This is a genomic window from Mycoplasma sp. CSL10166 (assembly GCF_017116885.1).
GTDB lineage: Bacteria > Bacillota_I > Bacilli_A > Mycoplasmatales > Metamycoplasmataceae > Mycoplasmopsis.
On record NZ_JAFIRF010000001.1, the window covers coordinates 442,876 to 457,775 of the forward strand.

A 14,900-nucleotide genomic window follows, 5' to 3' on the forward strand; every position below is an offset into this window, starting at 1 on the left:
AAGTAACTTATTTTTAGAAAAGGAAAAAATGAATAAAAATGAAAAATATGTTGCTAGTTACTTTCATAAAACTTCACATATATTAGCAAAAGAAAAACCAAATAATATTATTGTTATGCAATTCTTTCAAAGAAAAGATGATTCTATCTTAGCTGGTATCAATGAAGTTTTAGAATTTTTAAAGCATAACACTGATGTTTCTAAATACAAAATAAAATATCTTCCCGAGGGTTCAAAAATAAATAGTTTAGATGTTGTTTTAGAACTCGAGGGACATTATCAAGATTTTGGTATTTGAGAAGGGGTTATTGATGGAATTTTATCAAGAAGTACTTCAATAGCTACAAATGGATATAAAGTGAAAAAAGCCGCCAAAAATAAAGATGTTATTTTTATGGGAGATAGAGCCGACCATTATATAAATCAAGAAATAGATGGTAAGGCAATCAAAATAGGTGGAATAAAAATCGTTTCAACATTAGCGCAAAAAGAATGATGTGAACAAGAAGAGTTTACAGTTTTTGGGAGTATGCCGCATGTTTTAATTCAAGGTTTTAATGGAGATGTGGTTGAAGCTACTAGAGCATTTATAAAGCATTATCCAGAAGCTAAAATAATATCTTTAGTTGATTATCATAATGATATTATTAAAGACTCCCTAAGAATTTGGGAAGCTTTCGGCAATAAAGTGTGAGGTGTTAGAATCGATACTTCGCAGAATATGGTTGATCATATGTTTGATAATGTTGAACCACATTATGGCGTAAATCCAACACAAATTTTTAATTTAAGAAAAGCTTTGGATAAAGCGGGTGCAACACAATATAAAATTGTTGTTTCTTCAGGTTTCAACGAAACTAAAATAAAAGAATTCGAAGATTTAAAAGTACCTGTTGATTATTACGGAGTAGGACAATCAATTTTTAAACTTAATAACTCTTTTTCAGCAGATGCTACAATTTTAAATGGCGAGCATCAAGCTAAAGAAGGTAGAAAATATCGTCCTAATTTAAATTTAATTAAATTAACAATATAATAAAAATGGAAATAGATTAAATTTCCATTTTTATTATATTTTTCTGTTTTATAAAAAATATAACCCAATAATAAAGAGTTATATTTAAATTATTTATCAAATGAAATTATTCAACTGAAACTTCAGCACCTGCTTCAGCTAATGCTGCACGGATAGGTTCAGCTTCGTCTGCGCTAATGTTTTCTTTAATAACAGCTGGTAAGTTGTCAACAACTTTTTTTGCTTCCATTAATGTTAAACCAAGAACTGCTTGAACCGCTTTAATAACTGGGATTTTTTTACCGTTATCTGCTTTTAAAACAACTTTAACGCTTGATTTTTCTTCAGCACCACCTTCTGCTGGAGCAGCAGCAACTGCCATAGCAGCCATAGGGTCGATTCCAAATTCTTCTTTCATTGCTTCAACAAGTTCCATAACTTCTTTAATTGACATTTCTTTTAATGATTCGATAAATGTTTCTTTTGTTAATTTTGCCATAATATTTTTCCTTTCAATTTTAAATTATTATATTATTCTGATTTTTCACTATACATTTTAAGTGATAATCCAAGTTGTTGTAATGGTTGCATCATTGAACGTGCAAGGATAGCAAGTGCTTCTTCATATGTTGGAAGAGTAGCAACAACTTTAACACCGTCGGCATTAACAACATTGCCTTCGTGTGTTCCTGCTTTAATTACAAATAATTTGTGTTTCTTAGCGAAAGCAACAAATAATTTTGCAGCAGCCATAGGATCTTCTGAAAATGCAAAAATGTTAGGTCCAAGTAAATATTGTGATAAATCACCTAAACCAACTTTTTCAGCAGCTATTTTAAATAAACGGTTTTTGTAAACTTTAACCTCTACACCAACCTTAGCAGCTTCATTTCTCAATGATTCTAATTCTGCAACTGTAAGTCCACGGTATTCAGCGAATACTATTGATTGTGTGCTTTGAATTTTATCAACGATTTCTGCAACAACTTCTCTTTTAGCTGTTTTAAATTTTGATTCTGACATTTATGCCCCCTTTCAAAATTAATTATTGCAATACGGGAATAAATAGTAAGTAAATATACATTAGGTAACATATTTAAGTTTTCACAGTTACTGTCTTTACGTATTGCTTTTTAATTATATTAGATTTTTTGATAAATAAAAATAAATATTTTTGAAATTAATTTTTATATTTTTCATATTATAAAATTTAATCTAACATAAAAAGAATAAGTTTAAAGGAACAAGAAAAAATATAAACAAAGTTAATTAATAATTTTCATTTTTACTTTTTCAACCGATTGTTTATTAATTGATCGTTAATTAAAAAACTTTAAAATTTAGAAAAATGATATGAACTTTAATTTATTCATATCATTTTTAAATTACTATTTGTCTTCTAATATCTTTATAAATTCACTTAATGCGATGTTATCGGTTTCACTACCGCTTAATTCTTTTAATAAGGAAGCCAATTCATTTTGAGATTCTATTATAGATTTGTTAATATCTTCGAGAGTTTCGCTATATTTGCTATTTAAAATATTTAATTTTGAAATAAATTCATCAATTATTTCATTAGATTGATTTTTAATTTTAATAAACGAGTCATTAGTTCACTTAAAGAATAAAGTTTCTATTAATTCATCATTTGAAAGTGATAATAATTTTTCTCAAGTTTGTTTTACCGATAGTTCTTTTAATGTTTGCAATTCTTGTTTTGCATTTTTTTCGTTGTTTTTAACTATTTTAAGTTCATCTTTAGTGCTTGTTATTGTTTCGTCAGTTTTATCATCAGAATCTTCATCTTGCTTCAATTCGTTATTTAATTCAGTTATTTTACTTTTTAGTGAATTAAGTTCTTCTTGTAGTTTTTGAATTTTTTCGTATTGATCACTAAAATAAAATTTTGCTATTGTTTTATAGTCTAATAACTGAATATCTCATTCTTTAATTTCTTTTGTTTTCTTTTTATTTTTAGTTGCTTCTTGTTCTAATTCGTTTTCGTTTAAGATTTCTGCATATTCTTTTATGAAGTTGTTTGGTATATTTTCTTCGAAGGAATTTATTTTTTCTATGTCATTTGAAATTAAGTCAATTATATTGTGTAATAATTGATAGAATTGATACTTTTCTAGTAGTGGAATTTGAATTGCATCACTAAAGAAAAAATTATTAAACTCTTCTTCGAATGATTTTGAGTTAAAATTCTCTAAGTTGCTAATATCTTTTATGTGATTTCTTAAAAAGAAATCTATTTTATTTAAAACAAAATTATAAGTATTTAGATATTCTGTTATATCTTGATTATTTCATATTGTTTCGCTAATATTGTCAATATCTTTAAAATGGTAATAATTTTCTTGTTTTTGAGATTTTACAAACAATTTATCTTTTAAATTAGGAAATACTTTTCAATATTCGTTAAATTTATTTATTTCTTCTTGTGAAATTCCACCGTTTATAATTGAATATAAATCATATTCTTCTGGTTTTTCAAAATTATCAATATATCTAGAAATATTTAAATTAAAATCGTTTTCTTCGATTTCTTTATAACTTACTATTCTAGAGAAGTTATCAACTTCTGTTTTATTATTCGCAGCATGTGCAATCTTTTTAATGTGAGATATGTTAAATTTATTTTGACTATCAAATTTAACATATTCTTTTGAAGCATCAATAAATTGAATATTTCCTTTCGAATTATTATTTTTCTTTAAAATCATAATGATAGTTGATATACCTGTATTGAAAAACATATTTGATGGAAGACCAATTATAGTGTCAATAGCAAATTCTTTTGCTAATTTAGTTCTAATTTCTTTTTCGCTACCGCCTCTAAATAAAACGCCGTGTGGTAAAACTATAGCCATAATTCCGTCGTTTTCTAAATGATAATATGAATGTAATAAGAACGCAAAATCTGCTTTACTTTTCGGAGCAACACCATATGATGAAAAACGAGGATCGGTATTTGTGTTATCATCAGGTTTTCACTCTTGTGAATAAGGGGGATTAGAAACTACTGCATCAACTTTTTGAGGCTCTCTAATGCTTGGATCATTATTCTTTTTAAAAGGTCAATCTTCCAATAATGTATCACCACGTCTAACTTTAATTAAAGAAGGTTGTATTCCGTTCATAATTAAATTCATACGAGTTGACACATAAGCGGCATCCATTTTATCTTGTGCATAATAAGTTACTTTGTCTTTGCTGTTTGTTATTCTTTCAAATTCCTTACCTAAATTTAATAATAAAGAACCTGTACCAGATGTTGGGTCGTATATTGTTATTTTATCTCTATTTTTTATGTGATTTCCGATTATTTCGGACATTAAAACAGAAACTTCGTGAGGTGTATAAAATTCTCCGTCATTTTTACCTGAACCAGTAGCAAATTTACCTAATAAATATTCATAAATATGCCCGATGACGTCATAATTTTGTCCATCAACTGGTATTTCATTAATTATTTCCATTAATTGCATCATTGTAGCTGTTTGTTTTTTATCATTTTCTATATTAGATTTATCTAACGTTACAAGAATTATTCTTAATAAACCTTTATATAGTTCTTTGAATTGTTGATTATTACTTTTGTTTACTATATCATCAAAACTAACTATTGCCTTTCTTAATACTTCTATATTAAAACTAAAAGGTGAGTTTTTATCGTTTCCAAATTTGATTCATGTTTGGAATAAGTATTTAAATGGTATATAATATCCCATTTCACTAATAGATACTTCTTCAATATTTTCAATAATTTCCTTTGTGAAACCATTATTTGGGGTTTTGTTTGTTTTTGGATCCAAATATTCTGGGTCTAACTCATTCATTTGTTCGAATGTAATTCCCTCATTTTCGTTGACAAAATCTATTATTTTTTGAGATAAAAATTTATAAAAAATTAATGGCAAAATTATATATTTATAATCCTCTGTGTTGTAATTATTTCTTAATTTATTAGCAGAATTTCATATTTTAGCTGATAACTCTTTTTTATTGACTCTTTTTTTCATTTGTGCTCCTTTTTAAAATGGTAAATTATAATTCTAAAATATTTTTTATAAATTAATTATAACTATATTTTTTATAATAATTGTTCTTTTTTAGTTTTTTTATTGTGTTTATTATATTTACTAAATGTCTATAATAAAAAGCTAATCCTTATTTTTGTTTAAAATAATTTAATTTAATATAAAAAATAAGTCAATTTTTGGTAAAATATCATAAATATAACACTTAAATAAATATTTTTATAATAAGAAGGTAGGAAATATGTCAAATTTAAACAAATGACTTGAACTTTTAGAGTCAAAAAATTTAGAACATGCGCCACAAGAAGTTCAAGAATTAACAGATGCTATGGGTGGTATAAAAAATATAGTATCTTTCAATAATAGTGTTTCTCAATTAAGATATGATCTTAGAAATCCATCATTAGTTAATGAAGAATTATTAAAAAAACTTGGAGCAAAAAAGGTAAATTTATTTACAGAACAAAAATATATTCAAGTCGAAATGGGTGATATTGTTGAAACAATTAATAAAGTAATTAAAAAATATGCTTCAGTTATTGTAGATAATTCTGATCACAATTTGGTTACAACAACAAACAACGTTAATGCAAAAGGTCAAAAAGCATCAAAAGAAATGGAAGTAGTTGCTCCATTATCCGGAAAAGTAGTTTCTCTAGAATCTTTAAAAGACGGTGTGTTTTCAAATGGTTTAGTTGGTAATGGTTTAGCAATTAAAATGGAAGGTAATTCAAAAGTTGAATTATTAGCACCTTTTAATGGTAGAATTACAAGTATGCCCGCATCAAAAACTCAATTTATTTTTAAAACAAATTGCGATGTTGAACTAATTGTTTTAATTGGTCAAGATAGTTACAAATTAGATGGTTTAGGAATAGAAGGAAAAGTTTCTCTTAATGAAGAAGTTAAAGCGGGAGATACATTATTTGTAGTAGATTTAGAAAAATTTACAAACGAAAAAATTGATAAAACATTAATAATTTCAACAACAAGCGATTCAAGACTTAAAAAAGTTATAGAACTAGAAGAATTAGCAGTTTCTGGTAAAAAATTATTTAAATTAAGCTAATAAAAAAATTTATTAAAACTCGTAATAGTTTATATTAGTAAACTTATTACTGAGTTTTTATTTACGCAATATTTCATTAAATTACTTAATTTTTAAGTTACTAAATGAAATTTATATATAATATTAAAAATACAATTTAAAAAACAATCAAAGGAGACGATGTATGAAAGCAAAACAACATGTAATAATTTTAATTAACGGTAAAAGAAGAAGCGGTAAAGGCATTTTAAGTCAAGGTCTTAAAAAATTATTAACAAAGCAATTTGAAGATAATATTCACATACTTTCTTTTGCTGAACCTATCAAAAAGATTACAGAACCAATTTTAGATGAAATTGAATGAGATAAAAAAGATAAAGAAGTGGTTAGACCTCTTTGAATAGCGATGGGTGAAGTCGGAAGAAATATTAATAATAACATTTGATGTGGACGTGTTTTTGAACGTATTACAGAGATTGCAGAGCAATCTGCAAAAGAAAACAAAAATAGTTTATTTATTATTGATGACTTGCGTTTTCCTAATGAATTAGATTATTTCAAAAAACATTTAAAAGACATTCAACAAATAATAGACCCTACTAAAGAAAAACATTTAGCAAGAGTTATAGCAATTAGAATTGAAAAGTTTATGGATGCAAATAAATTTATTCCGGGCGTTGATGATAATTCAACAGAAATTAGTTTTGACAAACTTGTTAACTTAGTTTTTGATTATATAGTACCTCAAAACACGTTGATTAATGAAGAGTTGGTTGCTGATTTTAAGGGTGTTGAAGTTGTTGCTAAATTATTAGTGGAGAATTACATTAAAAATAATGGCTAGACAATATTTTAATAAAAAACATTATATTATAGATGAAGAAAAAAGAGTTGTAATATTATTGCCTGAATTTTATAATCAGTTAAGAACTTTTGATAAGTGAAAAGGTTATAAAAAAATAGGTGGTAGCAGTGTAGGTGACATTTTAACTCCAGGGAGATTTAAATCAGAATTTAATGCATTTTGCCATATTACTAGATTAAAAATTCCTGTATTATCCAAAAAATATATAAATGCGGGTACGATATTAGAGCCAAAGATTTTTGATATATTTAGAAATTCTCCTCAAGTTAAAAAAAGAGGAATTACTATCGAGAATTATGTTGCTTCAGAATATGACTATGATTATTTTAAGAACGTAGATGATGTTCTTAGTGGTGTTCCTGATGGTTTTGATCCTATAAATAAAGTTATTTACGAAGTAAAAACTGCAGGTGAAGCTAAGAAGGAAAAATGAGATAATGAAGGTGTAGATCCCTCGTATTTAAAGCAAGCTCAATTATATACATATTTAATGTCTAAAAAAATAGGTCAAAATGTTGACTTTTACTCTATTTTAGTTGCATTTTTATCAGATGAAAAAGGTGATTATTTAGACCCTGCTAATGTAGATTTAAATCAACGTTACATGAAAGTTTATTCAAGGAAAGTAAATAAAGTTGAAGTTGAAGATGATATTAGAATAGTTCGTGAATGATATAAAAAATATACAAATACAGATACATCGCCACAATTTGATTTTTCTAATGATGCAGATCAATTAGATTTTTTAAGATGTGAAAATCAAGAACAATATCAAGAGTTGATTAAAAAATGAAAAGATTCAGGTAAAGCAGACTCTGATTTTATAGGATAAATAAATTAAAAATTAGCAAAAGGTTGCTAATTTTTAATTTTATCTACTTTTATCTGGTTTAAATAATTTTTCTTCTTGTAATCTTACAAGGTTTTTTAAATCTTTAATTTCTTTTGGTTTCAATGGACGATAGTAACCTAACGGTAATTTTTCAACTGTTATTCCTGCATATTCTAGCCTTTTTAAATTTATAACCATTTTATTTACTGTTTCGAATAATTTTTTAACATGATGATAAGTTCCTAAACTAAGTACAACAAAATAACTTTTTGGGCTATCTTCGCCTACAGGTATAACATCTTGAACACTTTTGGTATTATTTACTTTTACAATGCCATTTAATTTTTTTAATTCCTTAGGAGATAGTTTTTCATTTAATCTAGCTCTATAAACTCTTAATATTTGATATTTTGGATGAGTCAATTTGTTAGCTAAATCCCCGTCATTTGTCAAAATTAAAGCTCCTGTTGTATCATAATCTAATCTACCTACAGGAAATATTTTATATGGTGTATCAATTAAATCTGTAACTTTTTTTCTGTTAAAATTATCTTTAAGTGTAGATACTGTTTTAGGTGGTTTATTCAGAATGAAATAAACTTTTTCTTCTTCACTTTCAATTGGTACATTATTTACTAATATTTCATCGTTAAAAGAAGCTTTGTCTCCCAACTTTGCAACTATTCCATTTACTTTGACTTTTCCGTTAGTAATTAATTTTTCAGCTTCTCTACGAGATGCAACTCCTGCTTTAGAGAGTATTTTCTGTAAACGTTCTTCCATGTTTAGTTTTCTCCTCTTATGTATTCTTGATAAATTGATTCAATTTCTTTATCAAAAATTACACCTTTATCAATATTTCACTGATAAGTAATCTTTATCACTTCCCTAAATGCTTGATCTAAATTTTCGTAAGCTAATTTTTTTATTCTTTGAACACCTTTAAAATGAACTATAGAATTTACTTTATCAGATAATATAATTATTTTATCTAATGTATTCATATCTTTTCTCATGCTTGTATGATATTTTATAGAATTTAATATTTCTAAATCTTTTATTCCGTAAACATATTTAGCTCATAAATATCCGCAAACTTGATGTAAGAAATGTTTAGGAGTATCAATTAATTCAGGCTCTGTCATTTTAATAAAATTCCTTGAATTTTCTACACTTCATTCTTTTGCGATATCATGTAAAATACCAGCTTTATACGCTTTAAGGGCGCTTACACCGTTTAATTTAGCTATTTCTGCCGCAAAACTAGCCGTTAAACTAGAATGTTTAGCTCTACGTGCAGAAAGTGAATTATGTATTATTTCAAATAAGTATAATCCTTTTTCTTGTATGTAATTCATTACCTTTGGATCTAGATAAGAAAAAACTTTTTCATTTTCTATTATCGAAAAACCTTTTTTAAAATCGGTTGAAGAATAATCATATAATTTATTTTTTAATAAAACTCCGTTGTATCTTTTAAGATTAAGTTTATTTATAGTTCTACTTCTACGTACAGCGACTATTTTAGTTAATGTTGAAATAGTTTCTATATCTTTTCATTTATTTAATTTAGGTAAATTATCTGATCCTATAATTAAATATAACTCATCATTTTTATATTTATTTTTTAAATATTTAACAGTGTCTATTGTATAGCTAATATTATTTCTTTTTGCCTCAAATAAACAAAGCTCCATTTTGTCTTCTAAAACCAAATTAATCATATTTATTTTATCTTCTGTTTTAACACCACTTTTATTTTTAAAAGGTGATCGATAAGTTGGGACTATTAATAATTTATCTAGACCAAGCTCGCTTATTACATCTTTTGCTATTTGTATATGACCCTTATGTATTGGGTCAAAACTACCTCCGTAAATACCAATTTTCATATTTCTCCTTGATTATTTTTTAAAAATACTATGTGATATTAAATTTATCTCATGATTAATTTTAATTTTTTCTTTTTTATTTAATTCTGATAATTTAAAAACGTTTGTACTTTTTATTTTTTTATTGACTTGAGCAATTATGGTTTCTACTTTTTCTTTTTGCTCATCGACTTTTTTTGTTTCTCCTAAAAGAGAAAAATGATTATAAATACTATCTTTATCAACTAATTTAGATACTCTAATTCCAATACCTTTTATATTATTTAGATCTACATTTTTATCAATTAATTTTTTAATATGTTTATATATTTCTCTTGAATCATTAGTAGGAGATATGTTTTTATTATAAGCTTTTCATTTTTTACTATAGTCTCTAACTACTAAGGATAAATTTTTTGCTAATAAGAATTCTTCTTTTAATCTATTACTAATATTCAGTGCAATTTTATTTACCTTATCTAGAATTTCTATTTCATCATATTGATATTCAAAGGTTATTTCATTGCCCATTACTTTATTTTGTTCTATTTCAAAGTTTAAATCACTATTTTTTTCTATATCCAAACTATCTAAATATTTGTAAGCTGTAGTTTTAAAAACTTGTAATAATTCAAAATCGTTTTTTTTCTTTTTCGCCAAATCACCAATAGTAAAAATATTTATTTGTCTAAGTTTATTTGCTATTTTAGAACCAATACCATGAAATTTTTCAATATCTAGTTTGAAAAAATTTTCTTTATAATTATTTTCATCTGTATAACCAATACCAAAAGGTTTCGAAATATTAGTAGTCATTTTAGCGTAAAACTTATTTAAAGATATTCCTATGGTTATTGGTATATCAAATTTTTCTAAAACGCTTGTTTGAATTTTTTTAGCATAACTAATTGCTTGTTCTTTGTTTTTTAAAATAATATTCGGAACAATGTAACACTCATCAATTGATGCCACTTCAATTTTTGATGCAAAATTTTTTTTAAATATTTAAAAATTTTATTAGACAAATATTGGTACAACCTAAAATAAGGTTTTTCGATTATTGTTTTAGGTTCAATTGCTAAAATTTCATAAACTTTAGAACCTGCTTTTACTCCTATTTTTTTTAATTCATAACTAATTGAAACAGCAACGGAATGTTTTTCCGATCTAGCTATTGCTACTGGTTTATTTTTTAAATTTGGTTTAATAGTTCTTATAGCGCTTACAAAATATGAATCAAAATCTATATGAAAAATATATTTATTATTCATTTTCTAAGAAATATTTAGGTGTTAATAAAGCACATACCACTCTATTTAAATGAGTTTTAGTATTAAAAAATACTCATAAATCACCAAGTGAATTAATTTGTTCATCACTAAGTTGCTCTTGGTTTACAAATTTTTCAAATAAAAGTGTCAGTTTTCTAATTTCGTTTAATGATAAACCTTTTATTTTATCTAAAAATATATCTGTAGAAGCCATAAATACAGCACAACCATGTCCATTAAAATGAACATCCACTAGCTTATCATTATCTCACTTTGTTTGAATGTTTAATTTATCTGAACATGTTGTGCTAAAACAAGTTTGAAATTCTCCTTGTAATTCCATTTTATTATTAGGTTTAGTATAATGAGACATAATCAATTCTCTAGCTATATTAGGATTAAAATGCATAAAAATCGCCTCCGTTTTTTAATGTTTCTATCAACTTATCAATATCTTCATAATTGTTATATATTGCTAACGAAATTCTTAAATATGAATATTCTTGTTTTATATTTCTTAAATATGGAGCACAAAAAATTCCTGCAATAGTATAAATATGTTTAGAACCTAAATAAGTAGCTACATCTTGAGAGTTTATTCCTTTAATATTTATTAAAGCAATATAATCACCAGGTTTTGAAAATACTTCTATATTTTCTAATTTAGATAGTTGTTCATGTAAGTAAATAGATAATTTTTTTAAAATTTCTTGTGTTTTTTGGTATCCTATTTCGTTAAAAAAATCCAAAGATTTATTAAACATATACATACCGGCAATGTCTGGAGTTCCAGGTTCAAAAGCGGCTATAGTTTTTTTGAGAGTTCATGTTGTATCGGTGTTAATATCATCAATAGCTCCGCCACCAAATTTTACAGGCTTCATTTGTTTTAATAATTCTGTTTTGACTGCCAAAACACCCAATCCAGTTGGTCCATAAAATTTATTTGTGCTAAAAGCTATTGCATCAGAAAAAGAAAAAGAGACTTTTTGGTGAGCTATCGCTTGCGCTGCATCATTAAATAAATATGCATTCTTTTCTTTAACTAACTTATAAATTTTATTTAAATCAAAATTTTGATTAAAATTATTAGTTTCTTGTGCTAATGAAACAATTTTTAAATTAGGGGTATTGTCAATATCATCAATCAAATTTTCGCTAAATTTAATTATCGCACCACTTTGTTTAGATATTTCAATTCACGGGATTATATTTGAAGAATGATTAAATGAACTTAATAAAATAACTTCATCTTTTTTAATTAATTGACTAAACATTCTAACAAAAATATTAATTGACTCAGTTGTTCCGCTTGTAAAAATTATTTCTGAATCTTTAGCATCGAGCAAGTCTGCTACTTTATTTCTAACTTTTATTATTGTTTGATTAATTTCATTTCCTAATGGTGTGTCGGCCGTTCTCGACGAAATAGATTTATTTGTATAATATTCAGTGATTGCATTCGTTGCTATAGTAGGTTTTAGCACAAGCGCCGCACTGTCGAAATATGTAATATTATTTAAAATAGGAAATTGTTTTCTAATATCATTATTCATATTTAAATAACCTTCCTCAAAAGTTTTATTAAGTATTTATTATAATTTTTAATTTTTTTAAATTCATCTAAAAAATTATAATAATAATGTCTTTTTTGATGATTAAATTCAACTTCATCAACTTCTTTGTTAATTATTTTTAATAAACTAAATTTTTGTAATTTTCATTTTTTAAAATACGCATGATAAAAAACGAATTTATAAAAATTATCAATCATTATTTTTTTATTATTATCTAAATTATCCTTAAAGGTTATTTTTTCAAAAAAATTAACAATGAACTCCTCAATGTTATCTCACTTTTTATTATTTAAAAATTTAAGAACTTGATTTAATTCGATTTTTTCGATTAAATTCATTTCTTTGAAAATTAAAAAAGTGTAATTTATTGTTTTATTTCATGAATTAATAAATAATTTATTTCAAAATCATTGCATCATTTAGTTTTGTTCGTTCTTTGTTTTATTTTCGATTAATAAAATAGCCTTATAAAAATTTTCTAATATTCCATTTACAAGATTTTTTTTATCTTTATTTTGTTCGCCATCTTCAAGCGGATAATACATTTTAGTAATTTCAATAGCTTCATTAAAAACTATTTTAGGTTGTATTATTTTAAATTCGCTTGCAGCATTGATTAAAATAGCTCTTATCAAAGGGTCTATTCTATCTCACGATCAATTTTCGTTTAATAAACGATTGAAAATATTTTTACTAAATATATATGAATTTTCAATTCGTCTTAGAGTTTTTAGTTGTTCACTATTTAAGTTAAATTCTTGTTTTACTTCCTCTAAACTAATTTTTTCTCCTAACAATTCGTATTTATATAAAACAGAAATAACTTCAATTCTTAATTCTCTACGTGTTTTATTTTTTTTATTTTTGAAAACTTCTACTTCCATGTATACTCCTAAATCTAATTATTTTATAATTATATCAAAAATACGCATATTTTACCATATAAACTAATTTTTATAAAAAAATAAATTAGTATAAAAAAAGTATTTGCTTAGAAATACTTTATTTTTTATCTATCTTGTATTTACTATATGAAATTAAACATACATTAATAAATAAAATAACCGTAAAAACGCTGAAACTAATTCTAAAGTTTAAAAATCTGTAAAAAACGGTTAATAGTACAATTATCAAAGAGTAAACTATGATTCTAATTGATAATGCATATGCATTTTGCTTATTGTAATCTTTTTTATCAAAATTTTGATAAATTATATTATTTGATGTAGGTTCTGTATAAGAATTAAAAAAGTTTTGAAAACCACTTAAACTAAAAAAACCTACCAATAATAGTGTGTTATTTTTTGAGAAAAATAAGATAAACATAAAAATAAAATGCATAATAAAGATAATTCACATTAACAACTGGAATATTTTATTACTCTTAATTTTATATTTAAGTTTAGACAAAATCAAGAGTAATACAGTGCTTATTAAACCTGAACTATATAATATAAATCTATATAAATATCCGTATTTTTCAATTTCAAAATCTTTAATTTCTTTTAAAAATTGAATAATACCCGCCTGTCTTGGATATAAAAATAATTGAATTATCATCATTGAACTAATTGCAAAAATTCAAACATGAGTATTATTTACTTTTTCTGATTGTTTCATAGAGTTTCGTTTTATAAATTCAGTTGCTATCTTTTTTTGTTGTATTAATAAATAAATCAAATCAGATAAAATGAATGCTACTAAATTAAAAATCATTATATACTTGAACTCTACATATTTTTCAATTAGAAAACCTAAAATTGGTGAGAAAAATGTTGCTGATCCGTACGCTAATATGTTGAGTATATTAAAAGAATGTAATGTATTGCTATCTACACTTGAATAATAAACAATATTTTTTGTAGCAATAAGTCTTACCCCGTCTGAAAATGCATAAACTGTATTTACAACAAAAATACCTATTAGTAATATGGTTATATTATTTATAAAAATATTAGATATCAATAATATTAATAAAAATAATATCGAACCAAAATCTGCTATAAAAATCAATTGTTTAGGACTAAATTTTTTAGCTAAATTGGGTCCTAAAAAATATACAATAACTGAAGGTAATTGTATCATCAAATAAAATAATGATACGAATCAGTCGTTATGTATATTTGCAGCAATAAAAATTGAAGAGTTAAATCGAAAAGTTATTGTTGCTAAAATTGATAAAAACATTGCGAAAGTATATTTTAATTTATTAAAACTTATGTCCTTATCATTTAACAAGTCTTTATGTGGTTTTAATTTATCAACAAAACTAGTTTGTAGATAATTTATATTATTATTCATTAGAACTTCCTTTGATTTTATATTTTATACCTTTTATAGGTTAAAAATAATTTTTTAATAAAAAATACAAAAAT

15 protein-coding genes and 1 pseudogene are annotated in these 14,900 nt (G+C 24.7%); 4 read left to right on the top strand and 12 right to left on the bottom strand.

The genetic code is table 4. The annotated features are described in order from the left end of the window. The first annotated feature begins 28 nt into the window (after positions 1-28). Positions 29-1,036, top strand: a complete 1,008-nt coding sequence (locus JXZ93_RS01825) for a nicotinate phosphoribosyltransferase (protein ID WP_205852553.1) — start codon at positions 29-31, stop codon at positions 1,034-1,036. A gap of 106 nt (positions 1,037-1,142) precedes the next feature. On the opposite strand, the gene rplL is transcribed toward JXZ93_RS01825, so the two are convergent. From rplL to JXZ93_RS04165, 3 genes are all read right to left on the bottom strand, one after another. Beyond that, positions 1,143-1,514 carry a 50S ribosomal protein L7/L12 gene (gene rplL / locus JXZ93_RS01830; protein WP_205851813.1) on the bottom strand — a complete coding sequence of 124 codons (372 nt, stop codon included), beginning with the start codon at positions 1,512-1,514 and terminating at the stop codon, positions 1,143-1,145. A gap of 32 nt (positions 1,515-1,546) precedes the next feature. Next, on the bottom strand, positions 1,547-2,038 hold the full coding sequence (gene rplJ, locus JXZ93_RS01835; protein ID WP_205851812.1) for a 50S ribosomal protein L10: 492 nt from the start codon (positions 2,036-2,038) through the stop codon (positions 1,547-1,549). 365 nt (positions 2,039-2,403) lie between these two features. Then, a complete protein-coding gene (locus JXZ93_RS04165) occupies positions 2,404-5,043 on the bottom strand; it encodes a type I restriction-modification system subunit M (protein WP_205852554.1) in 2,640 nt (879 codons plus the stop codon). A gap of 259 nt (positions 5,044-5,302) precedes the next feature. On the opposite strand from JXZ93_RS04165, the gene JXZ93_RS01845 reads away from it, so the two are divergent. The 3 genes from JXZ93_RS01845 (at position 5,303) to JXZ93_RS01855 (ending at position 7,806) form a co-directional block, all read left to right on the top strand. Beyond that, positions 5,303-6,130, top strand: a complete 828-nt coding sequence (locus JXZ93_RS01845; RefSeq protein WP_205851810.1) for a PTS glucose transporter subunit IIA — start codon at positions 5,303-5,305, stop codon at positions 6,128-6,130. A gap of 163 nt (positions 6,131-6,293) precedes the next feature. Next, on the top strand, positions 6,294-6,953 hold the full coding sequence (locus tag JXZ93_RS01850) for a hypothetical protein (RefSeq protein WP_205851809.1): 660 nt from the start codon (positions 6,294-6,296) through the stop codon (positions 6,951-6,953). After that, positions 6,946-7,806 (top strand): MAGa7180 family putative nuclease, encoded by an 861-nt coding sequence (locus JXZ93_RS01855; RefSeq protein WP_241007091.1) that lies wholly within the window; start codon positions 6,946-6,948, stop codon positions 7,804-7,806. Before JXZ93_RS01850 ends, JXZ93_RS01855 begins: the two co-directional genes overlap by 8 nt. Before the next feature lie 39 nt (positions 7,807-7,845). Here the strand turns inward: JXZ93_RS01855 and JXZ93_RS01860 are convergent, their stop codons facing one another. The 9 genes and pseudogenes from JXZ93_RS01860 to JXZ93_RS01900 form a co-directional block, all read right to left on the bottom strand. After that, positions 7,846-8,589 (bottom strand): pseudouridine synthase, encoded by a 744-nt coding sequence (locus tag JXZ93_RS01860; protein WP_205851808.1) that lies wholly within the window; start codon positions 8,587-8,589, stop codon positions 7,846-7,848. Positions 8,590-8,591: 2 nt separating this feature from the next. Next, complete coding sequence (locus JXZ93_RS01865; RefSeq protein WP_205852555.1) at positions 8,592-9,698, bottom strand: nicotinate-nucleotide adenylyltransferase; 1,107 nt, start codon at positions 9,696-9,698, stop codon at positions 8,592-8,594. A 12-nt stretch (positions 9,699-9,710) separates the two neighbouring features. After that, entirely contained in the window at positions 9,711-10,493 is a 783-nt protein-coding gene (locus JXZ93_RS01870) for a hypothetical protein (protein WP_374962838.1), read from the bottom strand. A gap of 48 nt (positions 10,494-10,541) precedes the next feature. Next, positions 10,542-10,948: pseudogene (locus JXZ93_RS01875) on the bottom strand (DNA polymerase IV); the annotation flags it as partial. After that, the gene (locus tag JXZ93_RS03745; protein ID WP_205851805.1) at positions 10,941-11,357 is read right to left on the bottom strand and encodes an iron-sulfur cluster assembly scaffold protein; all 417 of its coding nucleotides are present in this window, start codon (positions 11,355-11,357) and stop codon (positions 10,941-10,943) included. The gene JXZ93_RS03745 and the pseudogene JXZ93_RS01875, both read right to left, overlap by 8 nt. Beyond that, positions 11,347-12,504 (bottom strand): aminotransferase class V-fold PLP-dependent enzyme, encoded by a 1,158-nt coding sequence (locus JXZ93_RS01885; RefSeq protein ID WP_205852558.1) that lies wholly within the window; start codon positions 12,502-12,504, stop codon positions 11,347-11,349. The genes JXZ93_RS03745 and JXZ93_RS01885 overlap by 11 nt, the downstream gene beginning before the upstream one ends. A gap of 2 nt (positions 12,505-12,506) precedes the next feature. Continuing rightward, complete coding sequence (locus tag JXZ93_RS01890) at positions 12,507-12,863, bottom strand: hypothetical protein (protein ID WP_205851803.1); 357 nt, start codon at positions 12,861-12,863, stop codon at positions 12,507-12,509. Between the two features lie 81 nt (positions 12,864-12,944). Further along, entirely contained in the window at positions 12,945-13,409 is a 465-nt protein-coding gene (locus JXZ93_RS01895) for a transcription antitermination factor NusB (RefSeq protein ID WP_205852559.1), read from the bottom strand. Between the two features lie 118 nt (positions 13,410-13,527). Then, positions 13,528-14,826, bottom strand: a complete 1,299-nt coding sequence (locus JXZ93_RS01900; RefSeq protein ID WP_205852560.1) for a hypothetical protein — start codon at positions 14,824-14,826, stop codon at positions 13,528-13,530. Positions 14,827-14,900: the final 74 nt, after the last annotated feature.